Here is a 25206-nt window from a genome sequence, read left to right as displayed (position 1 = left end):
ATGAACATGGACAATTTTCTGGACGTGGTGCCGGGCACGCGCATCGTCCTGCTGAATGGCGCCCAGGCCGTCGTGACCTACAACCCCGAAGACGGCCTGTGGCTCTTCGCCCGATATACCTCACATCCCACACATCCCGAGCTGGTGGACGGCACCGAGCGATCCATCTTCGCTCACGACGTCAAAGAACTCCTGCCCTGATGTTCCACCCCGATGCGTCCACGCCCACGGGCCCGGACGCGCATACGGAGCTGCCATGACCCGATTCGGACGACGAGAATTCCTCCTTGCAACGGCTGGCGCAGCTGCCGGAGGGCTGCTGCCGGCCGCCTTGCGCGCCCAGCCCGCGGCTCTGGACCTGGCCGAGCTTGCGAGAAAGGCGGGCGACGAGGGCGGGCTGACCTACTACGCCTCGACCAACCCCGAGCTGTCCAAGCGGCTGGTGGCGCTGTTCAACAAGACGTACCCGGACATCAAGGTGAACATCGTCCGCCTGGCCACCGGCCCGCTGGGGCGCCGCTTCGCCTCGGAGATGGAGGCCGGCAATGCCGTGGCCGACATTCTCCAGCTGGGCGACCCCCTGCTGCTGGCGGAGGGGCACCAGAAGGGATGGTTTGCCGACATCCAGGACCTGCCGGCACACCGGGCCTGGCCGGCCGGGTTCAAGGAGCCATACCTGGCGGTCGTGTCGCTGTTTCCCCATACCATTACCTACAACACGAACCTCGTCAAAGGCGAGGACATCCCCCGCGACTGGCAAGGCGTCCTGAACGACAAATGGACCGGCCGGATCATCATGGCCGACGTCCGCAACAGCCCCACGCTGATCGAATGGGCCGCGCTGATGTATGACACCTACGGCGCCGATTACCTGAAGCGGCTGGCCTCGCTCAAGCCCCGCGTCGTGGCCAGCACGCTGCCGGGAACCCAGATGGTGGCTGCCGGCGAAGCCGCCTTCGTGCTGCCCAACCTGCGCATGGTCAGCTATTCGCTGATCGAAAAAGGCGCCCCTCTGGACGACGTGACGCCGTCGCCGAACTCGGGCCTGGAATCCATGCTGGCCATCTCGACCAGATCGCGCAGCCCGAATGCCGCCCGGCTGTTCGCCAATTTCATCCTTACCCAGGAAGGGCAGACAGTGCTCAGCAAGGATACGGCCGCCTCGCCCATGGCGGGGGTTGCCGGTGCGCTGCCGCTGCCGGCCGATTTCCATCGGGCGAAGATCAAGGAAGCACTGGCTCGGGCGCCCGAGCTGTTGAAACTGCTCGGACTGACTTGAGGACGGACCATGGAACAGCATGCCGCCGCAGCCGCCGCGAGGCCTGCCGCCGCGCCGCAGGTCAGCGTGCGCAACCTGGTGAAGCGCTACCGCACCCGGCGGGGCGAGGTACTGGCCCTGAACAACGTTTCCATCGACATCGCGCAGTCCGAACGCGTGGTGCTGCTGGGCCCCAGCGGCTGCGGCAAGACGACACTGCTGCGCTGCGTTGCGGGCCTCGAGCAGCCCGACGAGGGCGAGATCGAGATCGGCGGAGTCACCGTCTTCTCGGCCAGCCGGGGCATATTCGTGCCGCCCGAGGCGCGCGGCGTCAGCATGATGTTCCAGTCGTACGCACTGTGGCCGCACATGACCGTGGCGCAGAACGTCGGCTATCCGCTGGAGAACAGGGCGGGAGCCGATAAAAAGGCCGACCGGGCCCGGGTGGACGCGGCGCTCGCCATGGTGGCCTGTACGGGACTGCAGAACCGCTATCCGGCGCAATTGAGCGGCGGTCAGCAGCAGCGCATCGCCCTCGCGCGTGCCGTCATCGCGAACGATGGCATGGTGCTGTTCGACGAACCCCTGTCCAATGTCGATGCAAAGGTCCGCGAGCAGCTGCGCATCGAGCTGGTGACCCTGCAGCGCCGGCTGGGATTTGCCTGGCTTTACGTCACGCACGACCAGACCGAGGCCACCGCCGTTGCAGACCGCATTGCGGTATTCAAGGCAGGCCAGATCGCGCAACTCGGCACGCCGGGCGAGATCTACAACCATCCGGTTTCGCGCTATGTCGCGGAGTTCATGGGTTCCAGCAATACCGTCCCGGGAGTTCTGGACGGCCACGAAGACGGACTGGCGGTGGTGCGTTCCCGTATCGGCATGCTGAAACTGCGCACCGCCCATGCAGCGTCGGTGGGCGACGCCGTGACGATCATGTTCCGTCCCGAGCAGCTGGAGATCCGGGCGGGCGTCCCGGACGCGCACAGCCCCAACTGTTTCGAGGCCAGGCTCGAGGCGTCCATGTTCCTGGGGAACTGCTCCGAGCATGCGGTCCGGGTAGGGGATCACAGGCTCGTGGCGCGCAGTCTCGTCACCGACGCCTTCGATCCGGAAGCGATCGTGAGTGTCAGCATCAAGCCCGAGCACGCACGCCTGTTCGTCGATACGGAGCCCAGTTGAGATGTCCGGCGATACCATGCCGCTGAATCCGGCGAACTTTGCCGGGTCGCCGCGCCGGGCCCGGCGCCGGCTGCGTTTCGGGCCCTTCGAGACGGCGTCCGTGCTGCTGCTGGGGCTGACGGCGGCAATGATCTTCTACCCGCTTGGCACCATCTTCTGGCGGGCCTTCTTCGTGGAGGGCGGAACCGGCCTTGCCCAGGTGCTGGACACCGTGGCCACGCCAGCCATGCTCGGCGTCTTCGGCAATACGTTCCTGGTGGCGGGCGCCAGCAGTCTGCTGGCGCTGCTCATCGGCGCGTCCTTCGCCTGGCTGATCGAGCGCACCGACGCCCGCACCGGGCTTGCCTCCGAGTTCCTGCCGCTCGTCCCGCTGCTGGTGCCGCAGATCTCGGGCGTCATAGGGTGGGTCATCCTGCTGTCGCCCCAGGCCGGCATGGCCAATGCCGTGCTGCGCTGGATCGCCGGCTGGTTCGGCGTGAGCTTCGACAGCGGACCGATCAATCTGTTCACATACACCGGCCTGATCTGCGTGATGACGCTGTACCTGGTGCCCTACGTGTACCTGACCGTCTCCGCCGCCCTGCAGAACCTGAACCCCAGCCTGGAGGAAGCGTCCCGCATCTGCGGCGCAAGCCCGTGGCGGACCTTGCGGCGCGTCACGCTCCCTGCGGTCTGGCCCGCCATCGTCAATGCCGGGATCATCGTGCTCATTTTTGCGATCTCGCTGTTCTCCGTGCCCATCGTGATCGGCACCTCGGCAGGCATCGATGTGCTGTCGGTCACCATCTACAGGCTGTTGTACAACCATCCGCCGCAGACCGACCTGGCCGTCATGCTGAGCCTCGCAATGATGGTGATCGTGCAGCTTGCGCTGCTGGCGCAGCTCGTGGTGACGCGCGCCTCGCGGCATGCCGTGATCTCGGGCAAGGGCACCGCCCCGACCCGGATCGCGCTGGGGCCCTGGCGCTGGCTGGCCCGGTCGGCCATCAATGCCCATCTGCTGGCCACGGCAATCATCCCGGTCGCCGCACTGCTCGTCGTGTCGCTGCAGCCGTTCTGGACGACCAACGTGGACTGGAGCATGCTGGACCTGGCCAACTATCGCTATGTGCTCCACGAGAACGAGATGACCTCGCGCGCGCTGATGAACAGCATAGGCCTGGGCGTGGTGGGCGCCACGCTGGGCATGGTGGGAGCAGCCGTGCTGGTGCTGTTCTCCCGCTCGGCCGGGCCACGCGCGCAGATGCTGATAGACGGCACCACGGCTTTTCCCGCCACCTTGCCCCATACCGTGGTCGCCGTCAGCATGGTGCTCGCTTTCACGGGCGGCGTGCTGAATCTGCACGGCACCTTCCTGATCCTGCTGCTGGCCAATCTCGTGCTGGTCGTACCCCAGGCCGTGCGGTCCGCCCATTCCGCTCTGGCCCAGGTCGGATCCGAGCTCATCGAAGCTGCGCACATGGCGCGCTCGGGGTCGTTCAAGACCTTTCGCCGGATCATCCTGCCGCTGATGCTGCCCGGCCTGATGGCAGGCTGGGTGATCCTGTTCGTGCACATCAGCGGCGAGCTCACCGCCAGCGCGCTGCTGTCAGGCACGAACAATCCGGTGGTGGGCCTGGTGCTGCTCGATCTCTGGGAAAACGGCTCGTTTCCCCAGTTGTCGGCCATCGCGCTCATCATGACCCTGCTGGATGCCGTCGTGGTAATGACGATGCTGTATCTGGCCCGGCGCAAATTGCGGTTGTTCGGCTAGGGGCGTGAGCAGCCCCGCCTGCTACAGCACCGACTCCCGCGCCCGGTCCAGCGCTTCGCGCAGCAGCGCCATGTCGCCGATGTGGTTTGCCAGCAGCAGCACCAGCGCCGCATTCAGCTCCTGGCTCTGCGTGTCGCTGAGGTCCCGGTGCGCCTCGAGCAGGCATTCGTAGAAGTCGTCGGGCGACGCCAGGTTGGGCTGGGTGTTCAGTGGCATGCCACGGCCTCCTCGCGGGTTACCGGCTGCGCGTGGCCCACGGCGCGGTGCAGCGCCTCCCGTACGGCGGCAGGGTCGAAGGCGCGCCAGCGCGCTGCCACGTGCTGGTCGGGCCTGAGCAGATAGCAGGTGCCGGGCCGCGCGTCGTAGCGCTGCGCCAGCAGGCCCTGCGTATCGGCCACTTCGTCGGCAGCGCGCGGGTCGGCGGCATCCGTTATATAGACGGTGCGCACGGGCAGGGGGCCGAGCGCCAGCCCGGCGGCTGCCGAGCGCAGCGCGGCGTCGGGGCGCGCCGCGCCGCAGAACATCGCCAGGACGAAGTCGTTGCCGAGCTGCGGGAGCCACCAGGCGTCACAGGCGCGATGCCGCACCGGCGCATCGGCTGCCACCGCGCCCGGATGCATGTGGCCCGCGTACGCCGCATCGTCGGGCGTATTCAGTGGCGAATCCACGTAGCTGGACGGCAGCGAGAGCCTGCCGCTGTTGACCAGCGTGCGCGCGAAGGCATGGTGCCGGGCAAGGTTGAGCACGGCATTGCGCAGCACGCGACTGGCCTCGCTCTTGGGCGTGATGAAGTCGGTGGAGCGCGACGAATTGCGTATGTTCTCGTCGGCCGCGTATTCGCGTTCCGCGCAGTACGAGTCGACCAGGCTTTCCGGCGCCAGGCCGGCCAGCACCAGGCGCAACTTCCAGGCGAGGTTCTCGGCATCCTGCACGCCGCTGTTGGCGCCGCGCGCGCCGAAAGGCGAGACGCGGTGGGCGCTGTCGCCGGCGAACACCACGCGGCCGTGGCGGAAGCGGTCCATGCGTTCGCAGGCGAAGGTGTAGACGCTGACCCATTGCAGCTCGAAGCGCGCTTCGTCGCCGAGCAGGGCGCGGATGCGCGGCAGCACGTTCTCGGGCTTGACGGCCTCCACCGGGTCTGCGTTCCAGCCCAGCTGGAAATCGATGCGCCATATGTGGTCGGGCTGCATGTGCAGCAGCACCGACTGGTTGGGATGGAACGGCGGGTCGAACCAGAACCAGCGTTCTGCCGGAAACGGCGCCTCCATTTTCACGTCCGCGATCAGGAAGCGGTCTCGGAAAATGCGCCCATGTGCTTCCAGGCCGAGCATCCGGCGCACGGGGGAGCGCGAGCCGTCGCAGGCCACCAGCCAGTCTGCGACCAGCACGTACTCGCCGTCCGGGGTTTCCACCCGGACCTGCACGCCGTCGGCTTGGGGCACCACCTCGACCACCTTGTTCTTCCAGCGCAGGTCGATGCGCGGCTCGGCCTGGGCCTGTTCGCACAGGAAGCCCTCTGCGTAGTATTGCTGCAGGTTGATGAAGGCAGGGCGCCGGTGGCCGGCCTCGGGCAGCAGGTCGAACTTCCAGACTTCCTGGTCGCGGAAGAACACGCGCCCGACGTTCCAGGACACGCCCTTGTCGACCATGCGCTGCCCCAGGCCCAGGCGGTCCCAGATCTCCAGCGTGCGCTTGGCAAAGCAGATGGCGCGCGATCCGTTGGCGAGGCGGCAGTCGTCGTCCAGCACGACCACGGGCACGCCCTGGCGCGCGAGGTCCAGGGCCGCCGTCAGCCCCACGGGGCCCGCTCCCACCACGACCACGGGATGGCGCGCCGGCGCCGCGGCACGCTGGTCGGCGCATTGGCGATAGGCGAACTCCGCCGCCTGGTAATCGATGTCTCCCACGGCTGTCTCCTGCGTGGTGTTCTATGTGTTGTTGTACTCGCGGGCCCTGCGGCATCCGCGCGCCGGCGCCACGCCGGCGTTGCGCTGACGACGGCTCAGCCCTCCAGCTGCTGCCACATCTCCAGGTCGCGCTTGTCGGTCCAGATGCGCGGGTCATCGTGGCCGGTGGCTTCGTCGTACGCCCGCGAGACGTTGAACGGCATGCAGTGATCGAAGATCACCCAGTCGCTGTACCGCGGCTTCATGAAGTCGTAGGTTTCGCGGTAGATGGACTTCAGGTCCTTGCCGTCGGCCACGCCCCGGTTGACCATGGCGTAGAGATCGGTGAGGAATGCCCGCGTGCCGGCCAGCCCCTTGCGCACTTCCTCGGCGCTCTTGAGGGCCGGGCCCCGGCCCGGCACCATCTTTTCGGCGCCGAAGGCGGCCAGGGCATCCAGCGTGGCGGGCCAGCGGCGGAAATAGGCGTCGCCGCAATAGGGCGTGGACTGGTATTCCACCAGGTCGCCGGCGAACAGGATCTTCTGCTCGGGCAGCCAGGCGATGGTGTCGCCCTTGGTGTGGCCGCGCCCCACCTGCAGCAGCTGCACCTCGAGGTTGCCGAGGTTCACCGTCATCTCGCCCTTGAAGGTCATGGTGGGCCAGACCAGGCCGGGCGGAATGGACTCGACGTTGCGGAACAGGCGCGGGAAGCGGCCGATCTCGCTGGCCTTGTCCTGCTCGCCGCGCTCGGCGATGAGGTCGTGGGTGTCGCGGCTGGCAAGTATCTCTTGCGCGCCGTAGGCCGAGGCGCCGAACACGCGCACGGCGTGATAGTGCGACAGCAGGATGTACTTGATCGGCTTGTCGGTGACTTCGCGTATGCGCCGGATCACGTCCTGCGCCATCACCGGGGTGGCCTGGGTATCGACCACCATGACGGCTTCGTCGCCGATGATGACGCCGGTGTTGGGATCGCCCTCGGCGGTATAGGCGTAGGCATGGTCGGACAGCTTCTCGAACGAGACGACCTTGTCCTGGAGGTCGGCGTGCGAGGCGAATTGCTTGCTCATGTTGGCTCCTTCCACTGTCTTTATAGGAATCGGGATGGAGCCAATATAGCGCCGCGTTCGTTTTGGTTCAATACGTTCGTTATTGACGAATCAGCGTCGCTGGCAGGCCGGACAGTAATAGGTGGCGCGCTGGCCCTGCACCAGCCGCCGGATCGGGGTGGCGCAGAGCCGGCAGGGCTGGCCTTGGCGTTCGTACACGGCCGCGTGGATCTCGAAGTAGCTGCCGGGCTCGCCGCCGGCGCCCACGTAGTCGCGCAGCGTGCTGCCGCCCGAGGCCAGGGCATCGGCCAGGGTGGCGCGGATGCTGTCGGCCAGCCGCTGGCAGCGCGGCCGCGAGAGGCGCTGGGCGGGCGTGCGCGGATCGATCCCGGCGCGGAAAAGGCTCTCGGATGCGTAGATATTGCCCACGCCCACCACGGCATGTCCGGCGAGCAGCGCCTGCTTGACCGCCACGCTGCGACCGCGGAACTGGGCGTGCAGCCAGGCGCCGTCGAAGCGCGGGTCGAAGGGTTCGATGCCCAGGTGCGCCAGCAGGGGATGGGCCTCCACGGGCCCGGCGCTTGCGGGATGCCACAGCACCGCGCCGAACCTGCGGGGGTCGTGCAGGCGCAGGGTGGCGTGGTCGAAGACCCATTCCACGTGGTCGTGCCGGCGTGGCGACTCGGCTTGCGGCACGCGTCGCAGCGAACCCGACATGCCCAGGTGCACGATCTGCACGCCATGCTCGAAGCGCAAGAGCAGGTATTTGCCGCGGCGGGCGCATTCCAGGACGGTGCGGTCGGCAAGCAGGCCGGGCAGGTCGACGGGGATGGGCCAGCGCATGCGCGGTTCGCGCACGATGAGGCGTCGCAGTGTCCGGCCCGTGATGACGGCGTCGATTCCGCGCCGCGTGGTTTCGACTTCGGGCAGTTCCGGCATGAGCCAGTGTAAGATCATCTATGTGTATAGGACGATTGTGCCATCAACCCGGACAGGCCGCGTGAAGTTGTCGCTCAAATCAATCAATGTCGGAATCATCACGCTGGCGGTGCTGGCGGCCATGCAGGGCATCACGGCTCAGGCCGCGGAGGTCCGTCCCGGTGACGCCACCGGGCCGCGCCTGATGCCTCCCCGTGGTCCGGAAACCGAAATCATCCAGTTGCGTCCCGGGCAGTTGCCATTCGTCAGCCTGACGGGCGACATCTTCTACCGCGTGCTGGCCGCCGAAATCGCGGCCCAGCGCGGCATGTACGGCTCGGCGGCCGCCACCCTGGTGAACCTGGCCCGGGAAACCGGCGATCCGCGCCTGGCGCATCGCGCGCTGGAGTTCCAGCTGGCGGGCGGCAATCTCGCCGGCGCGCTGGACGCCGCCCGGGTCTGGGCCCGGCTGGCGCCGTACGATTCCGAGGCCACCTCCACCGAGCTGGCGCTGGCCGCCGCCAACGGGCAAACCGCGGGCCTGGCGCAAGCCCTGCGCACGCGCATCGATGCCGCGCCCGACAAGGCCACCGCCATCGCCCAGGCGCTGGGCGTGCTCAGCCGCATGAACGACCGCCGCCTGGCGTTGCGCATCCTGGACGAATCCCTCAGCGACAAGGTGCGCCGGCTGCCGGTTGCGCATGCCGCGCTGGCCGACGTCGCCAATGCCGCAGGCGACTACGAACGCGCTGCCAGCGAGGCCCGTGCCGCCCTGGCGGCCGATCCGGCGTCGGAGGCGGCGGCGCAGCGCGTGCTCGAATACGGGTCCAAGGTCGACCCGGTGGCGGCGCAGGCGGCCGCGCGCGCCTATGCTGCACGCTATCCCGACGCCCGCAAGCTGCGGCTCATGCTGGCCGGGCAGCTGGCCGAGCGCGGCGACTACGACGCAGCCCTGGCCGAGCTGCAGGCCATGTCCCGCCGCTCGCCCGAGGATTTCGACCTGTATTTCATGCAGGCGCAGCTCGCCTACCGCGCCGGCAGGCTCGACCAGGCCCGCGGCCTGCTCGGCCAGTACCTGCAGGTGCAGGACCAGCGGCAGCAGGCCAGCATCCCGGGTTCCACCGATGCCGATGCCGCGGCCACCGATGCCCGCGTGCTGCTGGCGCGCATCGCCGAAGACCAGGGGCGCTATGACGAAGCCATCGGCCACCTCGACCGCATCGACGATCCCTCGATGCGGTTCTCCGCGCACATGCGCCAGGCCACGCTGCGCGCCCGGCAGGGCCGCATCGACGACGCGTTGGCCATGATCGACGCCGCCGAGCCCCGCGACGACGACGAGCGCGTGCTGGCGATCCTCACCAAGGCTCAGGTGCTGCGCGACGGCGAACGCCTCGACCAGGCCATCGCCATGCTGGAAGAAGCCGATCGTGCCATGCCCGACACGGTCGAGGTCAAGTACGAGCTGGCCATGCTCTACGAACGGCGCGGCCGCTTCGACCGGCTCGAGCAGCTGCTGCGCCAGGTGATCGCGCTGGATCCCGACCACGCCCATGCCTACAACGCGCTGGGCTACACCCTGGCCGACCGCAACCAGCGCCTGTCCGAGGCGCTGGACCTCATCACGCAGGCCCTGGAGCTTTCCCCCGACGATCCGTTCATCCTCGACAGCATGGGCTGGGTGAAATTCCGCCTGGGCGAACCGGGTTCTGCCGTGGAGTACCTGCAGCGGGCCTATGCCCAGCGGCCCGAAGCCGACATCGGCGCGCATCTGGCCGAGGTGCTCTGGAGCCAGGGCAGGCGCGACCGCGCCGTGGAGCTGCTGCGCGAGGCATACCGGAAGGATCCCGGAAATCGCACGGTGCAGGACACCCTCAAGCGGCTGGGAGTGCTGCCGTGATCATGCGTCGCCTGTGTGCCTGGGCGGGCGCCGCGCTGATGGCCGGCCTGGCTGCCTGCACCACCGTGCCCAAGCCCGTGGCCGGCGACGGCGATGCCTTTTCCCGCGTGGGCCGCTTCGCCATCACCGTCACCGAAGAGGGCGGCCGCCAGCAGGCGGTGCAGGGCGGTTTCGCCTGGCGCGATGATGGCCGCCGCTACCAGCTCGATCTCACCAATCCGCTGGGCTCGACCGAGGCCCGGGTCGAGGGGCAGCCTGGCCATGCCGTGCTGACCAAGGCCGACGGCACCCGCCTGAGCGCGCCGGGGCCCGACGCACTGGCCGAGGAAGCCCTGGGCAGCCCCGTGCCGGTGCAGGGCCTGCGCGACTGGCTGCGCGGACGCGTGGCCGAGGCCCCGGAGGCCGAGCGCCTGCAGCACGACGAACAGGGCCGCCCCGCGGCATTCGGGCAGGGCGGCTGGAACGCCCGGCTGTCCCGCTACGACGCGCTGGGCCCGCAATTGCTGGTGCTGCAACGCCAGGAGGCGGGGCGCCGCATCATGGTCCGGCTGGTGGTCGACGCCAGCACGACGCAGCCGTGACGCTTTACGACGTACCCGCGCCGGCCAAGCTCAACCTGTTCCTGCATGTGGTGGGCCGCCGTCCCGACGGCTATCACCTGCTGCAGACGGTGTTCCGCTATATCGACCTGGCCGACAGCCTGGATTTCGACCTGCGCAGCGACGGACGCATCGGGCGCGCCTACGAACTGCCCGGCGTGCCCGAGGACCAGGACCTGGTAGTGCGCGCCGCGCGCGCGCTGCAGCAGGCCACCGGCACGCGGCACGGCGCCCAGATCGCGCTGCGCAAGCGCATCCCGCAGGGTGGCGGCCTGGGCGGCGGCTCCAGCGATGCCGCGACCACGCTCATCGCCCTGAACCGCCTGTGGGGCACCGGCCTGTCGCGCAGCGAGCTGATGGCGTTGGCGCTGCCGCTCGGTGCAGACGTGCCCGTGTTCGTATTCGGCCAGTCGGCCTTCGCGGAAGGGGTGGGCGAGCGCCTGTCTGCGATCAGCCTGCCGCAAGCGGGCTACCTGGTTGCGCAACCCGACGCCAGCGTGCCGACTGCCGAGGTTTTCTCGTCACCGGATTTGACAAGAGATTCCGCTTTGGTCAAAATAGCGGACTTTCTTGCTTTGCCTTCTTCTGCCTTTGGCAGGAACGATCTGGAAGCGGTTGTGTTTCGGCGTTATCCTCGAATCCAGGATGCCGCCCGATGGCTCGAATCGCAGATCAGGGGGGTGCCCACCGAGGGGGTGAATTTGCCCGCTTCGGTGCGCATGTCGGGGTCCGGCGCTTGCGTGTTTGCCGAGTTTCCCAGCCTCTCGCAGGCCGTTTTGGCAGAGAAAGAAATTACCGCTACAATGCGCGTCGCCGGAAAAACCACCGGCCCAGCGTATCCAGGTATTCGGTGGGTTCAGGCTTGTTTGGGCCTTGCCGAACATCCGTTGCGGAACTGGATTGCAAGTTAGATGGGGAGTCGCCAAGCTGGTTAAGGCACCGGATTTTGATTCCGGCATGCGAAGGTTCGAATCCTTCCTCCCCAGCCCAAATTCATAAAGAAGCTGTTGAACTCGAACGTCAGTATCTGACCCCAGTTCAGCAGCTTTTTTGTTTTACAAGGTTCGAGCACGGTTTCGCGCCCGTGCCCCGAAACGACACCCATATCCCCCATCATGGCAAACGAAAGCTTCATGATCTTCACGGGCACGGCCAACACCCGCCTGGCCGTGGACGTCGTCAACCATCTCGACATGTCCCTCGGCAAAATGACGGTGGGCCGCTTCTCAGATGGCGAAGTCATGGTGGAAATCAACGAGAACGTCCGGGGCAAGGACGTCTTCGTGCTGCAGCCCACTTGCGCTCCCACCAACGACAACCTGATGGAAATCATGGTGATGGTCGATGCGCTGCGCAGGGCTTCGGCCGGCCGCATCACCGCGGCCATCCCGTATTTCGGCTACGCCCGCCAGGACCGCCGGCCGCGTTCGGCCCGCGTGGCCATTTCGGCCAAGGTGGTGGCCAACATGCTGCAGGTGGCCGGTGTCGACCGCGTGCTCACCATGGACCTGCACGCCGACCAGATCCAGGGTTTCTTCGACATTCCCGTCGACAACATCTACGCCGGTCCGATCCTGCTGGGCGACATCTGGCGCCGCAACTTCCCGAACCTGGTCGTGGTCTCGCCCGACATCGGCGGCGTGGTGCGCGCCCGGGCGCTGGCCAAGCAGCTCGAGGCCGACCTGGCCATCATCGACAAGCGGCGTCCGCGCGCCAACGTGTCGGAAGTCATGAACATCATCGGCGAAGTCGACGGCCGCACCTGCATCATCATGGACGACATGGTCGACACCGCCGGCACGCTGTGCAAGGCCGCGCAGGCGCTCAAGGAGCGCGGCGCGGGCGCGGTGTACGCCTATTGCACGCACCCCGTGCTGTCGGGCGGGGCGGTCGAGCGCATCGAGCAGTCCGAGCTCGACGAGCTCGTGGTCACCGACACCATCCCGTTGTCCGAACGCGGCCAGGCCAGCGGCAAGATCCGCCAGCTCTCCTGTGCTGCCCTGCTGGGCGAGACGATCCTGCGGATTTCCAACGCCGAGTCCGTCAGCTCGCTGTTCGCCGACTGAAGTTCCGGTTCATCCCATTTTGCGCCCCGCTGGTCGCGGCGGGGCGTGAAGTACGCCAGGCGCATGTCGCGCCCGGCCAACCCCGGCAGCGCACGCCGTATCGCGCCGCCATCTGCAAGAAGTTTGGAGTTTTTCCATGAAATTCAATGCCACTGCGCGTAGCGTCCAGGGTTCGAGTGCGAGCCGCCGCCTGCGCCGCGCGGGCCGCGTTCCTGCCATCGTCTATGGCGGCACTGCCGACCCGCTGAACATCGAACTCGATCACAACGAGATCTTCCATGCCCTGCGCAAGGAAGAGTTCCACTCGTCCATCCTCACCATGGACATGGCAGGCAAGACCGAACAGGTCCTGCTGCGCGCCGTCCAATGGCACGCCTACAAGCCCCAGGTCCTGCACGTCGATTTCCAGCGTGTCGATGCCAACCAGGCGCTGCACACCAAGGTGCCGCTGCACTTCATCAACGCCGAGACCTCGCCGGCCGTCAAGCTGAGCGGCGCGATCATCACGCACGTGATGAACGAAATCGACGTGACCTGCCTGCCGGCAGCCCTGCCCCAGTTCATCGAGGTCGACCTCGGCGCGCTGCTGGCCGGCGGTTCGGTGCACGTGTCCGACATCAAGCTGCCCAAGGGCGTCACCCTGGCTTCGCATGGCGAAGGCAATCCGGTGGTTGCCACCGCTGTCGTCAAGGGCGGCGGTGCGGCCGACGAAGAAGCCGAGTCGGGCGATCAATCCGCCTGATGACGCTGTGCCGGGCAGCCGCCCGGCGCCTGCCTGCAGTATCCGCCCTGCGCGTGCGCGTTGCACGCGCAGGGCTTTTTACCGTCTGGCCCTCCCCAGGCAAACGCGCTTCATTCCCGGGGCGCGGCGCGGTGGGGGGCTTCTCCGTATCTCACAGCGGTCATGACAGCACCCATCCGGCTCATCGTGGGACTGGGCAATCCCGGCCCCGAGTACGAAACCACCCGGCACAACGCCGGCTTCTGGCTTGCAGACCAGTTGGCAGACGACTTGCGCGCCAGCTTCGCCTTCGAGAAGGCCTTCTTCGGCCAGGTGGCCAAGGCGCGCCGCGATGGCGAGAACCTCCTGCTGCTCAAGCCCGCCACCTACATGAACCGTTCCGGCCAGGCCGTGGGCGCGCTCGCGCGTTTCTACAAGCTCGCGCCGGAGCAGGTGCTGGTGCTGCACGACGAACTCGATCTCATGCCCGGCCAGGTCAAGCTCAAGCAGGGCGGCGGCCATGCCGGGCACAACGGCCTGAAGGACATCCAGGCGGCGCTGGGCAGCCCCGACTTCTGGCGGCTGCGACTGGGCATAGGCCATCCGCGCACGCTGGGCCTGGCCCAACCGGTGGCCGACTTCGTGCTGCATCCGCCCCGCCGCGAAGAGCAGCAGGCCATCGAGGCCGTGCTCGACCGCTGCCGCGCCGTCGTCCCCGCCATGCTGGACGGCAATTTCGCCCAGGCTGCCCGCCAGCTGCACGGCGGCAATCCTGCGTGATGCATGAGGCCTATCAACAAGCGCGCAGCGCCAAGGAGAGATGCTGATGACTGCTCCATCTCCCCGCAACACGCGCTTTCGCGATGAAGTGGCCGACTGCTGGCGTTTCCTGCAGCGGCCCACGCTGCGCGGGCGCATGCCCGGGCGACATGCGGGCGGCATCCTGGCCAGCGACTGGCTGCCGGGCATCTCAGCCGGGCGCCTGCTGGCCTGGGCCGGGCTGCTCTGGGCCATCAACCTGTTCGCCCTGGGCCCGATTGCCGTAGCCGCCGCGGGCGCCGGAGGCGCCGCGCATCGCCTCGATCCGGGCAACCTGCCGTGGCTGGCCGCCGTGCTGTGGGCGCCGCTGGTGGAAGAGATGCTGTTCCGCTACGGCCTGCGCCGGCCCGCGCAGGCCTTGTGGGTGGTGCCCGCGCTGGTGCCGCTGCTGCTGTGGGGGCCGTTGGGCTGGACCATGGCGCTGGGCGCCTGCGTGATGCTCGCGGCCTGCCTGCCGCTGCGCCGGGGGCGCCCGAAGCATTGGCGCGCCGGCTGGCGGCGCCAATACGCCCTGCGCTATCCCCTGGTGTTCCACCTGGCGGCCCTGACGTTCGCCGCCATGCACCTGAACAACTTCTCGCTGAACCACACGACGTGGTGGATGCTGCCCCTGCTGGTGCTGCCGCAATGGGCCACCGGCCTGGTCCTGGGCTGGATGCGCAGCCGCCGCGGCATCGGCGCGGCCGTGCTGCTGCATGCCGTCTTCAATGCCGGCCCGGTGCTGGTGATCCTGTCCATGTCGAAGTGGTTTCCGGAGCTGGGCATCTAGGGAGGCGGCCGGCGCAATGGCCGCCGCTGGCCCCGCAGGCGGCCGTCGTACGGCTATAGTACGAACGCGTTCCCCCCAAGGGGGGCGCCAGGGTGGTGGCACAACAAGAAAACCGCACCGCCTCGTCCCGCCACAGCGTGCCTTCCGGCACCACAAACAGAGGAGGGTAGATCATGCCCAATACCGTACGCCTGCATCGTGTCCTGCGGGCCACGCCCGAGCGCGTCTACCGGGCGTTTCTCGATCCCGACGCCATGGCCAAGTGGCTGCCGCCCAATGGATTCACGGGCAAGGTGCACCACATGGATGCCCGTCCGGGCGGCTCATACCGCATGTCGTTCACCAACTTCAGCACGGGCAAGAGCCATGCCTTTGGCGGCAACTACCTGGAACTCGTGCCGCACGAGCGCCTGCGCTACACCGACGTGTTCGACGACCCCAACCTGCCCGGTGAAATGCAGACCACCGTCGTGTTGAGGCCGGTGTCCTGCGGCGTCGAACTCGACATCACCCAGGAGGGCATCCCCGACGTCATTCCCGCGGAGGCGTGCTACCTGGGGTGGCAGGAATCCCTGATGCTGCTGGCCAAGCTCGTCGAGGCGGAGATTCCCGACGAGGGATGAGGCGGGGGTTGCCAGTTGCCAGACGCCCGGCAGTGTCAGGCGTCTGCAGGGAACTTGGGCAGGGGGGGCCGCGGGGCTACAATCGCCTGGTTTCGGATCAAACAGGCACGCGCACGGCGGACCTGCGCCCCGTAGACCGCGGGATGCGCCCCGGCCTCAGGGGCCGGCCTCGCCAGGCCTGCGGCGGGTACCCCGGTTGCACCGCCGGGGTCGCCCGTGCCCAGATAACTCAAGGATTTCCATGGCTCTGCAATGTGGCATCGTCGGCCTGCCCAATGTCGGCAAATCGACGCTATTCAACGCGCTCACCAAGGCGGGCATCGCCGCCGAGAACTACCCCTTCTGCACCATCGAACCCAACGTGGGCGTGGTGGAAGTGCCGGATCCCCGGCTGCAGAAACTGGCCGAGATCGTCCAGCCCGAGCGCGTGGTGCCGGCAGTGGTCGAGTTCGTCGACATCGCCGGCCTCGTGGCCGGCGCCAGCCAGGGCGAAGGCCTGGGCAACCAGTTCCTCTCGCACATCCGTGAAACCGACGCCATCGTCAACGTGGTGCGCTGCTTCGAGGACCCCAACGTGGTCCACGTGGCCGGCAAGGTCGATCCCATTGCCGACATCGAGGTGATCTCCACCGAGCTGGCACTGGCCGACCTGCAGACGATCGAGAAGGCCATCCACCGCAACAACAAGACCGCGCGTTCCGGCGACAAGGAAGCCGCCAAGCTGGTGGCGCTGCTCGAGCGTTGCCAGAAGCACCTGGATGGCGGCCAGCCCATCCGCTCGCTCGGCCTGGGCGCCGAGGAGCTGTTCGCGCTGAAGTCGTTCGGCTTCATCACGGCCAAGCCGGCGATGTTCGTGGCCAACGTCAGCGACCACGGCTTCGAGAACAACCCGCTGCTCGACCGCCTCACCGATTACGCCAAGGCGCAGAACGCGCCCGTGGTTGCCATCTGCGCAGCCATCGAGGCCGAGATTGCCGAGCTCGACGACGCCGACAAGGCAGCCTTCCTTGCCGACATGGGCATGGAAGAGCCCGGCCTCGATCGCCTCATTCGCGCAGGCTACCGCCTGCTCGGCCTGCAGACCTATTTCACCGCCGGCGTGAAGGAAGTCCGCGCCTGGACGGTGAAGGTAGGTGCCACGGCGCCGCAGGCGGCCGGCGTGATCCACACCGACTTCGAGCGCGGCTTCATCCGGGCCCAGACGATCTCCTACGACGACTTCATCACCTACAAGGGCGAGGCCGGCGCCAAGGAAGCCGGCAAGATGCGCGCCGAAGGCAAGGAGTACGTGGTGCAGGACGGCGACGTAATGAACTTCCTGTTCAACGTCTGACGATTTTTGCTGGATCTCGGTGGCGCTTAGTAGCGCTTGGTGGATTAGTTGACCCGTTTCAAATCAATGGGTTGCAGAAATAATACGGTCTGCTGAGCGTTCCTATTGTTCATCGAGGTCTGAAAAATTCGGGGGTAGCGTTGGGGGTACTCGTGTTCAACCGTGGGGGTATTTTTCCCCGCAGTGGAGTCCAACGATGCCCGAAAACCTACTCACCGACCTCAAGGTCAGGTCGGCCAAATCGACTGATCGAGATTGGAAACTTTCAGACGGCGGGGGCCTGTTCCTGCTGGTCAAACCCACCGGCGGCAAGCTCTGGCGGTGGAAGTACCGCCTGCAAGGCAAGGAGAACCTCTTTGCTATTGGCCGCTTTCCTCAAGTAAGCCTTGCGGAGGCGCGTGCGGCCCGTGAGAAGGCACGCGCCTTGGTCAAGCAAGGCATCCATCCTGCCCATGAGCGGCAGCAGGTCAAGCAGCGCAATCTGGAGGCGCTGGAGGAACGCAAGCGCGCAAAGGAAAGCTCGTTCGCCAAGGTGGCGAAAGCGTACCTGGCGGAGATCAAGCCTGTCTTCGCCCACAGCTCCTATCGCACGAAAGAATCCCGCATCAGGAAGTACCTGTCGCCGAAGTTCGACGGGATGCCGATGAGCGACATTGGCGTCAAGCAGATTCGCCCGTTGCTGGAGGAGTGCAAGGCACATGGCGCGTGGGCGGCCATTGACGTCAAAGGTGATCTTTCGGCAATCTTTGAGTTTGCGGTGGTGCGGGGGCTGGTCGAGGCAAATCCAATTCCCAGCCTGCATGGGCTGCTGCGCGTGCCGTTCAGCGAGAGCAAGGCGGCGATGACGCGAGAGCAAATCCAGAGGGGTTTGGCCGGTTGTTACAGAGCGAGTGAGCAAGGGGGGGCGGCCTTTTCCTTTTCAGGTAGGGCCGTTGCCCCTTGGTACCGTTCCCTTGCTGTTTGCCTTTGCCCCAGCTTGGGCCTGGGAATAGGGTAAATAACGGATTAAATAGGGTAATTTATAATTTATTGCCCTGTTATTTAGTATTGTGTCGTCCGTTTCCTTCCTTGTCAGCTTTGTCGGCCCCCCACGACCGGGCCGACGTTCAGGAAATGGGGTAGTCAAACACCATTAATGAGGTATTTATAGAGACAATGCCCCCTTTAAAGGCTATGATTACCCCATTTAGATAGCCTGGGCTTACATTCCATGCACTCGCTCACACCCGAGTACCTTGCCGCGCTTCGCTTCGATGGCACTCAGGCGGCCACGCTGCGCTCGCTGGGTGAGTACCAGGGCAAACAGCAACTCTACGCTGCGCAGTCGCCCGAAGCCTTGAAAGGCCTGCGCCAGGCTGCGGTGGTGGAGTCCACCGAGTCTTCCAACCGTCTGGAAGGCGTTGTCGTCGCACCCTCGCGATTGAAGTCCTTGGTCCTCCGCAATGCAACACCAAAGAACCGGTCGGAACAGGAGATCGCCGGCTACCGTGATGCCTTGGCGCTGATCCACGAATCGGCCGCGCACATGCCCTTCAGCGAGGGTGTTGTGCTGCAATTACATACCCTGCTGTACCGCTACATGCCGCAGGCGGGCGGACGCTGGAAGGCCACCAATAACGACATCGTCGAGCGTCACCCGGATGGCACTTCGCGTTTGCGCTTTCAGCCGGTAGCTGCGCATCTCACGCCGATGGCCATGGCAGATCTGACCGGGCGCTACGCCACCGCGCTGGATCAGCACCTGGCCGACCCTCTGGTGCTGGTGCCGCTGGCGATGCTCGACTTCCTGTGCATCCATCCCTTCCCGGACGGCAACGGCCGCATGTCCCGCTTGCTGACCTTGCTGCTGCTCTACCACTTCGACTATGCCGTGGGTCGCTACATCAGCTTGGAACGCATCTTCGAGGACACCAAGGAAGGCTATTACGAAACGCTGGAAGCCAGCTCGCAGGGCTGGCACCAGGGACAGCACGATGTTAAGCCCTGGCTCGACTACTTCTGGGGTGCCTTGCTGCGGGCCTACCGTGAGTTCGAGGAGCGTGTCGGCACCATTGAGCGTGGCCGTGGCAGTAAAGGCGATCGGGTTCGTGCGGAAGTCCTGGGACGCACTCTGCCGTTTTCGATTTCCGAAATCGAGGAAGCCTGCCCGGGCGTGAGCCGGGACATGGTTCGACTAGTGCTGCGAGCGATGAAATCAGAGGGTTTGATCGAATCGACTGGCAAGGGGCGAGGTGCGAAGTGGTTAAAGATCAAGGCAGAGGGGCAAAGCTAATGTGCAAATTCCTGGCGGTTTTGGAATACGCCTGCGTGCAGAACCTGAAGCTGGGCACTCAAGGTGAATCAGCCGAGGGGGAGGCCTGAGATGGCGAACGCGAAGGAAGCCCAAGCACGCATCAAGATCAACAAACTGCTGGAGAGTGCCGGCTGGCAGTTCTTCAACAGCGCGAAGGGCAAGGCGAACGTAACGTTGGAGCCGAACGTCAAGCTCAGCCAGGATCAGATCAACGATCTGGGTGACAACTTCGAATCGACCAAGAACGGATTTGTTGACTTTCTACTGCTAGATGAAAAGAGCTTTCCGTTGGTGGTGCTGGAAGCTAAGTCCGAAGACAAGAACCCGCTGGTCGGCAAGGAGCAGGCGCGAAAGTATGCCAAGTCGCTCAACTGCCGATTTGTGATCTTGTCAAACGGCAACCTACACTACTTCTGGGACCTGCAGCAGGGCAATCCGCACATCATCACCTCCTTCCCGACGCCGGACTCGCTCAAGAGCTATCAGAAGTTCGAACCTGATCAGAAGCGCTTGATCACAGAAGCCGTCGGGCGCGATTACATCGTCCAGACTCAGCAGCCGGGTTACGAGAAAGAAGCGGGCTGGATCAACGTTGACGAACGTCCGGCTTTCATCGCGAAGAACAAGCTCCGATTTCTGCGCGACTGCACAAACACTATCTGTCGCGCAAGGATATTGTGGCCTGTCTTGCCTGCGACCTGAGCGAGTTCGATAACAGCCCGTTCCGGGGCGAGGTACAAGCGCTGATGCAAGTGCTTCAGACCAAGGCGGAGGAATGATGGTCGCAATCAGGAGAAGGTCTGCCATGAGAGTTCTCCAAGGTCTGGGCCACAGCGGCCCGTTCCCCTGCATCTCATCGCGTACCCTCTCGGCAGTCAGCCAACAATGCGGTCTGCGCCATACCCGTTTTATCCGGCAGGCGCAGCGCTGGCACCGGCATCCAGACTGATCTATCATCCCGATACCCCTATGGGGGTACAACTGGGGTACTTCCAGCGATTCCCGCAAAGGCCGTGGCCCGATTTCCCCGCGAAACCTAGCATTCACGGCCCTTTGCCAACCGATCAACGTTTAAACGTGTGATCAACGTCTGACGAATTTTTCGGTGGCAGCATGTCCGGCCTGCCGGCAATGCTGCTGCTCTACCACTTTGAAATTCGGGAACGGAAAAAGCCAGAGCCGTAGCCGCGCAGGGGAGCCGTTCTACGGAATTGATGCAGTACAGTTCCACGCTCCCCCGTCTCAAAAGCGGGTTGTCCCCTGATCAATATTCAATGCGCATCCCTGGTCAGTTTCAAATGCGCCGCAACACGCAGTGGAGTTCAAGCGGCCAGCGCCTGGTTGATCACGGGCACCTGGCGTGGGTCCAGCGTGACCTTGCCGTGCAGGCCGCGTGCGCGCCCGTCGGCACATGCGGCGGCGAGGCCTTGGAGGTCCTCGAAGGGACGATAGATATCGTCCAGGACGGGTATGCCAGCCATGGCGGCCGCGACGACGACGCGGCCGCGTGCCCATTCGAGGCCGTGCGCCCGGTCGCAGGCGAGCGCATAAGAAAGATCCTTGCCGCCGAGCCAGGCGGCCTGGACGGTTGTGGCGGCCATCAGGAATTCTGGCGCGCGGTCGAGGGCCTGGGCTGTTTCGATGATGACCATGAGCGGCGTATCCGGCAGAATCCGGGCTGCCAGGCGGACTTCGCCGGGATGCTCGGCCATGGTCAGCACGACCAGAGCGGGCCTGATAGCGAGCGACTGCAGCAGCAGCAGGTCTTCCAGCCCCTCCTTTGTACCGACGGGATTGATGCGAACGGCGATTTCGCCCGCGTAACCTTGCTGGAGCGCCACCTGGAGCAGCCTGCGTGCGGCGGCCTTGTCGTCGACAGTGTCTTCGAGGTCGACGCAGACGATGTCGGCGCCGCTCTGGACTGCGGCATCAAGACCGGCGCGATCCGCGCCGGTTACCAGGATCATGCTGCGACGTGGATGCGGCCTAGGCAAGGTGACGCTCTGCCAATTGCCCCTTGCTGTAGCCAAGCTGGCGGGGGAACTCGGGAGGCAGCGGCCAGGCTTCGTCGAACGAGATCCAGAGACGCAGCATGCAGCGCTTGCGCTCGGGTTCCGGGTAGTCTTCGTACTCGGTGCGCGAGTGCAGGACGGTGTAGTTGTTGACGAGCTGGATATCGCCGCGTTGCAGGTCCATGTCGAGGCGGAAGCGTTCGTCTTTGCACAGGCGCAGCAACTCGTCGAAGGCTTCGCGCTCGAGACCGACAATAGGCTCGCCCAGGCGTTTGGCCGCGGCTTCGATCTGGTTGGGAACGAGGCGGCAGCTCACCACGCCGTCTTTTACGCCAAACACGGAAATCGGCGGCGAAACCGGATCATCCGTCAGTGCGGCTTCGCGGCGAATGTAGCGGTAGCCGGCGAACAGCGGCTGCAGGTACTCGGGGTGGGTCTTTTCGATTTCCTTGAAAACCGATACCGAGCTGGACAGGCTGCTCAGGCCGCCGCGCTTGGATTGACGCAGGCAGAGCAGGCCCACCATTTCGCAACCGTCGGTATGGAAGGGGAGCAAGGCATTGGTCTCGTAGCCGCGCACATCCAGCTCGCCGTACTTGCGGCCCTGATCGTAGACGCGGCCCAGCACGTCGCCCTGTGGGTTCTGCGGGACGGGCGAGCCGAGATACAGCCCCAGGCCGTAAAAAATGGCGCCGGCGTCGGCATCGCTATAGCGGGCGACGGGCAGGCCGCGCAGGATGATGAATCCCAGGCCGTTGCGGATGGTATTGATGTAGCCGTCGATCTTGCCCGCGAATGCGGACAGGGGGAAGTCGGCGCGCGTCATTTCCTCGACGGTCTTGCCGCTGGCATTGAAGACGGCGAGGGCGCTTTCGATTTCGGCGATGTCCTGTTCGGTCAGGTGGGTGATCCAACGGGATTCATCCTTGGCCAGGTCCTGTCCCATCCATCCGGTTGTGCCGGCCTTGGCGTTGGCTGCGAGATCAAGCATGACTATATCTCCAATTGTATTGCTGTGATGAGTGCGGGCGCAGGCGATCAGCTCGTACTCAAGACGCGGTTGATGATCGGCACGTGGCGCAGGTCGACCGTGGTTTTGCCGGTAAAGCCCATTTCGCGGATCTTGACGCAGGTCTCTTCAAGGCCTTGAAGGTCATCGAGGGGGCGATAGGGTTCGTCTTCCGCAGCAACACCCGCAGCGGCGGCAGCGGCGGCAATGCGGCCTCTGGCATATAACAGACCGCTCCAGGAACGGCTGGCGCCAAGGGAGCTGGACAAGTCCTTGCCGCCCACTACCAGGCCGTACACGGCAGGGGAGGCGGCCGCGATGGCGGCGACGTTTTCCAGGGCCTGCGCGGTTTCGATGATGACGATGAATTCGGTGTCGGGTAGCATCTGCGCGGCCAGTTTCACCTCATAGGGATCGGACACCTTGGTCATCTTGACCAGGCGCGGGGCATTGGGCAGGGACTGCAGGAACAGCAAGTCGCGCAGGCCTTCGGCTTCGCTCAGGGGATTGATGCGGATAGCGACTTCGCCCTTGAAACTGCCGTCCATCAGGCGGGGCAGCAGCGCATGCGCGGCTGCCTTGTCGGCGACGGTGTCCTCGAAATCGAGGCAGATCACGTCCGCCTCGCTGCGCAACGCCTCTTCGAGCATGTCCGAGTTGGCGCCAGTGACCAGCACGATGCTGCGGCGCTGGGATTTACTTTGCTTCATGCGCAATTCCGGCAAGTTGGATGGCGCTTGCCCATTTTTTGGATTCGCGGTCGATATGGGTGATGAATTCCTCTTGCGTGCCGCCGACCGTGGTCAGACCGACATCAGCCAGCTTCGCCTGGATTTCGGGGTCGTTGAAGACCTTGCGGACTTGCTCCGTGATCTGGGAAACGACGTCGGGCGGCGTGCCGGCAGTGGTGAAGACGCCGAACCACGACGTGGTTTCGTAGCCGGGGATGCCTTGCTCGGCGACGGTGGGCAGGTCGGGCCATTTGGCGTCGCGTTGGGACGCGGCGATGGCGATGGGGCGCAGGGCGCCCGAAAGCATATGAGGCGTGGATACCGAGAGTTCGACGGAAGCGGCATTCACGTGGCCGGCGATCAGATCATTCAGTACTTCGCCGCCGCCTTTGTAGCTGACAGGCAGAAAGGCCGTGTGGAAGCCCTTGGCCATGATGTGCGTGGACAAATGGTGGGGCGTGCCGGTGCCGCCATCGCCGAACGTGACCTCTGTGCCGTTGGCCGTGCCCCACGCGACCAATTCCTTCATGTTGGTTGCAGGGACTCTCGGGTTGACCAGGATCACGTGTGGCACATAGGCGGCCTGGGTAATGGGGATGAGGTCTTTGTGAACATCGAAGCCCACGGGCGGAGCCATCTGAGGGCGAATGCTGATGGAGGTGGTTGAGCCGATCAGCAGGGTGTGCCCGTCAGGGGCGGCATGGACGGCCGCGGCCGTCCCGATCATGGCCGATGCGCCGCCTTTGTTTTCGACGACGACAGGCTTGCCGAGATTCATGCCCATTTTGTCGGCAAGCGTGCGGCCGATGAGGTCTACCGTGCCACCGGGCGTAAAGGGCACGATCACGCGGACCGGCTTGGTCGGCCAGTCGGCCGCCTGAGCGGGGGCCAGGGCAGCGAGGCCAAGGCAGGCCATCGTGGTGCAGAGGCTTGCGATCGTGCTTCTGGTGATGCGTTTCATGGATTTCCCCTTATGCGTGGCGCCCAGAGATCAGGGCGCTCTTCTTGATACCACTATAGCTTCTATTGAAAGTTATTTAAGCTAGGGTTTTTCCTGGGATGATGGCTCACTTCAGGTCGTTCGGGCCTTTCGAGCCGAGCATGTGCCATGCACCGTTCTTGACTTCGAGCGTGTAGGCAGTCTTGAGCGCATCTCCGTCGGTAAAGCCGTTGTGATGGCCTTCCACGGTTTCAAAGTCGGTGATGGTCAGGAGCTGTTGCCGGATGATGTCGCGTTCGGCCGCCACTTTGGCGGGATCGCCGGTGACCTTGCCGCGGGTCATGGCTTCGGCGTAGAGGCGCACAATCGTGTAGGCGGCGGCGTCATACATGTTGGGACGTAGATCGCCGGTTTCACCGGCAGCCTTGGCCTGGGCGACGAAGGCGTCGCTGAAGGCCTTGGAATGGGGGCGTTCATCGGCCGGGTTGTAGGTGGTCGAGACCAGCGAGCCTTCCGCGTCGGCGCCAGCGCGCTGGATGAGGTTCCAGTCGGCCGACTGGGTGCCGCCGATGATGCGTGATTTCAGGCCCTGGCGAGCCAGCTCCTTGAGCAGGACGACCGTGGGTTCCGGAAAGGCGCCCAGGCCGATGACATCCGGCGGATTCTGCTTGAGCTGAGCAACCTGGGTGGAGAGGTCAAACACCGCGGTGGGGAACGAAATGCTCTGCGATGGCGTGACGCCAAATTCCTTGAAGATCTGCGGGAAGGTTTTTTCGCCCATGGTACGGCCGCCGACGTCGTCGGTGGCGTAGGCCAGCGCGGCGTTCTGGTAAGGCACGCCCTTTTCCTTGAGTACCGTCATCAGGCGGGTGAACAGGTAGCCTTCGTCCGATGTGTTGCGGAACGCATATTTGTAGGGCTTGGCCAGGCCAGGGGCGGCGGAACCAATGGCCATCTGAACGATCTTCGCGCGCTCGCCTACCGGGAAGGCGACACGGGCTTCGCTCGAGGTGTAGGGGCCGACGATGGCCAGCGCATTGGTGTCGTTGGCGAAGTGGCGTACTGCAGCGGCCGCCTGGTCAGGTTTGCCTGCGGTGTCGAAGAGCTTGACGGCGAGTTTCTTGCCATTGACGCCACCAGCGGCATTGATGTCGGCCACTGCCAGGTTGACCGCGATCTCGTTGCGACGGGTGAATGTGACGGTGGGCCCGGATTTCGCCGTGGTAAAGCCCAGGAGGATGGTGTCGGCGTCCTGGGCCTGGGCGCCAGGTACAGCGGCGGCCAATGCAGCGGCAAAAATCGTAAGAGAAAGAAGTTTCATGTTTCGCCCTTGTCGGTGGAGTTG

The 25206-nt window shown here is 65.3% G+C and carries 25 protein-coding genes and 1 tRNA gene; 17 read left to right on the top strand and 9 right to left on the bottom strand.

The annotated features are described in order from the left end of the window. Nucleotides 1-6 precede the first annotated feature (6 nt). The 4 genes from ACYBYQ_RS17390 to ACYBYQ_RS17375 are packed head-to-tail and all read left to right on the top strand — an operon-like array spanning nucleotide 7 to nucleotide 4193. Nucleotides 7-201, top strand: a complete 195-nt coding sequence (locus tag ACYBYQ_RS17390) for a hypothetical protein (protein ID WP_459615699.1) — start codon at nucleotides 7-9, stop codon at nucleotides 199-201. 55 nt (nucleotides 202-256) lie between these two features. Beyond that, nucleotides 257-1279, top strand: a complete 1023-nt coding sequence (locus ACYBYQ_RS17385; protein ID WP_459615698.1) for an ABC transporter substrate-binding protein — start codon at nucleotides 257-259, stop codon at nucleotides 1277-1279. 9 nt (nucleotides 1280-1288) lie between these two features. After that, nucleotides 1289-2440, top strand: a complete 1152-nt coding sequence (locus tag ACYBYQ_RS17380) for an ABC transporter ATP-binding protein (RefSeq protein ID WP_459615697.1) — start codon at nucleotides 1289-1291, stop codon at nucleotides 2438-2440. A gap of 1 nt (nucleotide 2441) precedes the next feature. Next, nucleotides 2442-4193, top strand: coding sequence for an ABC transporter permease (locus ACYBYQ_RS17375; protein ID WP_459615696.1), 1752 nt, complete (start codon nucleotides 2442-2444; stop codon nucleotides 4191-4193). A 21-nt stretch (nucleotides 4194-4214) separates the two neighbouring features. On the opposite strand, the gene ACYBYQ_RS17370 is transcribed toward ACYBYQ_RS17375, so the two are convergent. The 4 genes from ACYBYQ_RS17370 to mutM form a co-directional block, all read right to left on the bottom strand. Further along, nucleotides 4215-4409 (bottom strand): DUF2783 domain-containing protein, encoded by a 195-nt coding sequence (locus ACYBYQ_RS17370; protein ID WP_459615695.1) that lies wholly within the window; start codon nucleotides 4407-4409, stop codon nucleotides 4215-4217. After that, nucleotides 4400-6100, bottom strand: a complete 1701-nt coding sequence (locus tag ACYBYQ_RS17365; protein ID WP_459615694.1) for an FAD-dependent oxidoreductase — start codon at nucleotides 6098-6100, stop codon at nucleotides 4400-4402. Before ACYBYQ_RS17365 ends, ACYBYQ_RS17370 begins: the two co-directional genes overlap by 10 nt. Before the next feature lie 95 nt (nucleotides 6101-6195). Next, a complete protein-coding gene (locus tag ACYBYQ_RS17360; protein WP_459615693.1) occupies nucleotides 6196-7149 on the bottom strand; it encodes an MBL fold metallo-hydrolase in 954 nt (317 codons plus the stop codon). Nucleotides 7150-7239: 90 nt separating this feature from the next. Beyond that, the gene (mutM, locus tag ACYBYQ_RS17355; protein WP_459615692.1) at nucleotides 7240-8067 is read right to left on the bottom strand and encodes a bifunctional DNA-formamidopyrimidine glycosylase/DNA-(apurinic or apyrimidinic site) lyase; all 828 of its coding nucleotides are present in this window, start codon (nucleotides 8065-8067) and stop codon (nucleotides 7240-7242) included. Between mutM and ACYBYQ_RS17350 the strand changes: the two genes are divergently transcribed. The 13 genes from ACYBYQ_RS17350 to ACYBYQ_RS17290 all read left to right on the top strand — a co-directional run bounded on the left by ACYBYQ_RS17350 (nucleotide 8066) and on the right by ACYBYQ_RS17290 (nucleotide 19871). Continuing rightward, complete coding sequence (locus tag ACYBYQ_RS17350; RefSeq protein ID WP_459615691.1) at nucleotides 8066-9946, top strand: tetratricopeptide repeat protein; 1881 nt, start codon at nucleotides 8066-8068, stop codon at nucleotides 9944-9946. The two genes, mutM and ACYBYQ_RS17350, sit on opposite strands and share 2 nt — an antisense overlap. Nucleotides 9947-9948: 2 nt before the next feature. After that, nucleotides 9949-10527, top strand: coding sequence for a lipoprotein insertase outer membrane protein LolB (gene lolB / locus ACYBYQ_RS17345; protein ID WP_459618814.1), 579 nt, complete (start codon nucleotides 9949-9951; stop codon nucleotides 10525-10527). Then, nucleotides 10524-11456 (top strand): 4-(cytidine 5'-diphospho)-2-C-methyl-D-erythritol kinase, encoded by a 933-nt coding sequence (gene ispE / locus ACYBYQ_RS17340; protein ID WP_459615690.1) that lies wholly within the window; start codon nucleotides 10524-10526, stop codon nucleotides 11454-11456. The genes lolB and ispE overlap by 4 nt, the downstream gene beginning before the upstream one ends. 1 nt (nucleotide 11457) lies before the next feature. After that, nucleotides 11458-11531, top strand: a tRNA-Gln gene (locus ACYBYQ_RS17335). 129 nt (nucleotides 11532-11660) lie between these two features. After that, nucleotides 11661-12611 (top strand): ribose-phosphate pyrophosphokinase, encoded by a 951-nt coding sequence (locus tag ACYBYQ_RS17330; RefSeq protein WP_459615689.1) that lies wholly within the window; start codon nucleotides 11661-11663, stop codon nucleotides 12609-12611. A gap of 136 nt (nucleotides 12612-12747) precedes the next feature. Continuing rightward, nucleotides 12748-13353 carry a 50S ribosomal protein L25/general stress protein Ctc gene (locus ACYBYQ_RS17325; protein ID WP_459615688.1) on the top strand — a complete coding sequence of 202 codons (606 nt, stop codon included), beginning with the start codon at nucleotides 12748-12750 and terminating at the stop codon, nucleotides 13351-13353. Nucleotides 13354-13515: 162 nt separating this feature from the next. Then, nucleotides 13516-14112 (top strand): aminoacyl-tRNA hydrolase, encoded by a 597-nt coding sequence (gene pth / locus ACYBYQ_RS17320; protein ID WP_459615687.1) that lies wholly within the window; start codon nucleotides 13516-13518, stop codon nucleotides 14110-14112. Between the two features lie 46 nt (nucleotides 14113-14158). Continuing rightward, nucleotides 14159-14920 (top strand): CPBP family glutamic-type intramembrane protease, encoded by a 762-nt coding sequence (locus tag ACYBYQ_RS17315; protein WP_459615686.1) that lies wholly within the window; start codon nucleotides 14159-14161, stop codon nucleotides 14918-14920. A 173-nt stretch (nucleotides 14921-15093) separates the two neighbouring features. Next, nucleotides 15094-15543, top strand: coding sequence for an SRPBCC family protein (locus ACYBYQ_RS17310; RefSeq protein ID WP_459615685.1), 450 nt, complete (start codon nucleotides 15094-15096; stop codon nucleotides 15541-15543). A 241-nt stretch (nucleotides 15544-15784) separates the two neighbouring features. After that, nucleotides 15785-16876, top strand: coding sequence for a redox-regulated ATPase YchF (gene ychF / locus ACYBYQ_RS17305; RefSeq protein ID WP_459615684.1), 1092 nt, complete (start codon nucleotides 15785-15787; stop codon nucleotides 16874-16876). 196 nt (nucleotides 16877-17072) lie between these two features. Further along, the gene (locus tag ACYBYQ_RS17300) at nucleotides 17073-17873 is read left to right on the top strand and encodes a tyrosine-type recombinase/integrase (protein ID WP_459615683.1); all 801 of its coding nucleotides are present in this window, start codon (nucleotides 17073-17075) and stop codon (nucleotides 17871-17873) included. Nucleotides 17874-18086: 213 nt separating this feature from the next. Beyond that, on the top strand, nucleotides 18087-19148 hold the full coding sequence (locus ACYBYQ_RS17295; protein ID WP_459615682.1) for a Fic family protein: 1062 nt from the start codon (nucleotides 18087-18089) through the stop codon (nucleotides 19146-19148). Nucleotides 19149-19238: 90 nt separating this feature from the next. Further along, nucleotides 19239-19871: a type I restriction enzyme HsdR N-terminal domain-containing protein gene (locus ACYBYQ_RS17290; RefSeq protein ID WP_459615681.1), complete on the top strand. Its 633-nt coding sequence runs from the start codon at nucleotides 19239-19241 to the stop codon at nucleotides 19869-19871. A gap of 620 nt (nucleotides 19872-20491) precedes the next feature. Here ACYBYQ_RS17290 and ACYBYQ_RS17285 read toward each other — a convergent pair. The 5 genes from ACYBYQ_RS17285 to ACYBYQ_RS17265 form a co-directional block, all read right to left on the bottom strand. Beyond that, on the bottom strand, nucleotides 20492-21136 hold the full coding sequence (locus ACYBYQ_RS17285; RefSeq protein ID WP_459615680.1) for an aldolase/citrate lyase family protein: 645 nt from the start codon (nucleotides 21134-21136) through the stop codon (nucleotides 20492-20494). A 19-nt stretch (nucleotides 21137-21155) separates the two neighbouring features. Next, a complete protein-coding gene (locus ACYBYQ_RS17280; protein WP_459615679.1) occupies nucleotides 21156-22172 on the bottom strand; it encodes a TauD/TfdA family dioxygenase in 1017 nt (338 codons plus the stop codon). 47 nt (nucleotides 22173-22219) lie between these two features. After that, entirely contained in the window at nucleotides 22220-22900 is a 681-nt protein-coding gene (locus ACYBYQ_RS17275) for an aldolase/citrate lyase family protein (protein WP_459615678.1), read from the bottom strand. Further along, nucleotides 22887-23882 (bottom strand): Bug family tripartite tricarboxylate transporter substrate binding protein, encoded by a 996-nt coding sequence (locus ACYBYQ_RS17270; protein ID WP_459615677.1) that lies wholly within the window; start codon nucleotides 23880-23882, stop codon nucleotides 22887-22889. The genes ACYBYQ_RS17275 and ACYBYQ_RS17270 overlap by 14 nt, the downstream gene beginning before the upstream one ends. A gap of 106 nt (nucleotides 23883-23988) precedes the next feature. Continuing rightward, nucleotides 23989-25182 carry an ABC transporter substrate-binding protein gene (locus ACYBYQ_RS17265; protein ID WP_459615676.1) on the bottom strand — a complete coding sequence of 398 codons (1194 nt, stop codon included), beginning with the start codon at nucleotides 25180-25182 and terminating at the stop codon, nucleotides 23989-23991. Between the last annotated feature and the right edge of the window lie 24 nt (nucleotides 25183-25206).

The organism is Bordetella sp. 2513F2 (genome assembly GCF_054642735.1).
The sequence above is the reverse complement of the archived record's forward strand: the minus strand, read 5'-3'. Positions and strand labels throughout refer to the sequence as shown.

Excerpts from the sequence above, each read along its gene's own strand:
- ACYBYQ_RS17390 (WP_459615699.1), top strand. The coding sequence starts at position 7 with ATGGACAATTTTCTGGACGTGGTGCCGGGCACGCGCATCGTCCTGCTG.
- ACYBYQ_RS17385 (WP_459615698.1), top strand. The coding sequence starts at position 257 with ATGACCCGATTCGGACGACGAGAATTCCTCCTTGCAACGGCTGGCGCA.
- ACYBYQ_RS17380 (WP_459615697.1), top strand. The coding sequence starts at position 1,289 with ATGGAACAGCATGCCGCCGCAGCCGCCGCGAGGCCTGCCGCCGCGCCG.
- ACYBYQ_RS17375 (WP_459615696.1), top strand. The coding sequence starts at position 2,442 with ATGTCCGGCGATACCATGCCGCTGAATCCGGCGAACTTTGCCGGGTCG.
- ACYBYQ_RS17370 (WP_459615695.1), bottom strand. The coding sequence starts at position 4,409 with ATGCCACTGAACACCCAGCCCAACCTGGCGTCGCCCGACGACTTCTAC.
- ACYBYQ_RS17360 (WP_459615693.1), bottom strand. The coding sequence starts at position 7,149 with ATGAGCAAGCAATTCGCCTCGCACGCCGACCTCCAGGACAAGGTCGTC.
- ACYBYQ_RS17350 (WP_459615691.1), top strand. The coding sequence starts at position 8,066 with ATGAGCCAGTGTAAGATCATCTATGTGTATAGGACGATTGTGCCATCA.
- mutM (WP_459615692.1), bottom strand. The coding sequence starts at position 8,067 with ATGCCGGAACTGCCCGAAGTCGAAACCACGCGGCGCGGAATCGACGCC.
- lolB (WP_459618814.1), top strand. The coding sequence starts at position 9,949 with ATGCGTCGCCTGTGTGCCTGGGCGGGCGCCGCGCTGATGGCCGGCCTG.
- ACYBYQ_RS17330 (WP_459615689.1), top strand. The coding sequence starts at position 11,661 with ATGGCAAACGAAAGCTTCATGATCTTCACGGGCACGGCCAACACCCGC.
- ACYBYQ_RS17325 (WP_459615688.1), top strand. The coding sequence starts at position 12,748 with ATGAAATTCAATGCCACTGCGCGTAGCGTCCAGGGTTCGAGTGCGAGC.
- pth (WP_459615687.1), top strand. The coding sequence starts at position 13,516 with ATGACAGCACCCATCCGGCTCATCGTGGGACTGGGCAATCCCGGCCCC.
- ACYBYQ_RS17315 (WP_459615686.1), top strand. The coding sequence starts at position 14,159 with ATGACTGCTCCATCTCCCCGCAACACGCGCTTTCGCGATGAAGTGGCC.
- ACYBYQ_RS17310 (WP_459615685.1), top strand. The coding sequence starts at position 15,094 with ATGCCCAATACCGTACGCCTGCATCGTGTCCTGCGGGCCACGCCCGAG.
- ychF (WP_459615684.1), top strand. The coding sequence starts at position 15,785 with ATGGCTCTGCAATGTGGCATCGTCGGCCTGCCCAATGTCGGCAAATCG.
- ACYBYQ_RS17300 (WP_459615683.1), top strand. The coding sequence starts at position 17,073 with ATGCCCGAAAACCTACTCACCGACCTCAAGGTCAGGTCGGCCAAATCG.
- ACYBYQ_RS17295 (WP_459615682.1), top strand. The coding sequence starts at position 18,087 with ATGCACTCGCTCACACCCGAGTACCTTGCCGCGCTTCGCTTCGATGGC.
- ACYBYQ_RS17290 (WP_459615681.1), top strand. The coding sequence starts at position 19,239 with ATGGCGAACGCGAAGGAAGCCCAAGCACGCATCAAGATCAACAAACTG.
- ACYBYQ_RS17285 (WP_459615680.1), bottom strand. The coding sequence starts at position 21,136 with ATGATCCTGGTAACCGGCGCGGATCGCGCCGGTCTTGATGCCGCAGTC.
- ACYBYQ_RS17280 (WP_459615679.1), bottom strand. The coding sequence starts at position 22,172 with ATGCTTGATCTCGCAGCCAACGCCAAGGCCGGCACAACCGGATGGATG.
- ACYBYQ_RS17275 (WP_459615678.1), bottom strand. The coding sequence starts at position 22,900 with ATGAAGCAAAGTAAATCCCAGCGCCGCAGCATCGTGCTGGTCACTGGC.
- ACYBYQ_RS17270 (WP_459615677.1), bottom strand. The coding sequence starts at position 23,882 with ATGAAACGCATCACCAGAAGCACGATCGCAAGCCTCTGCACCACGATG.
- ACYBYQ_RS17265 (WP_459615676.1), bottom strand. The coding sequence starts at position 25,182 with ATGAAACTTCTTTCTCTTACGATTTTTGCCGCTGCATTGGCCGCCGCT.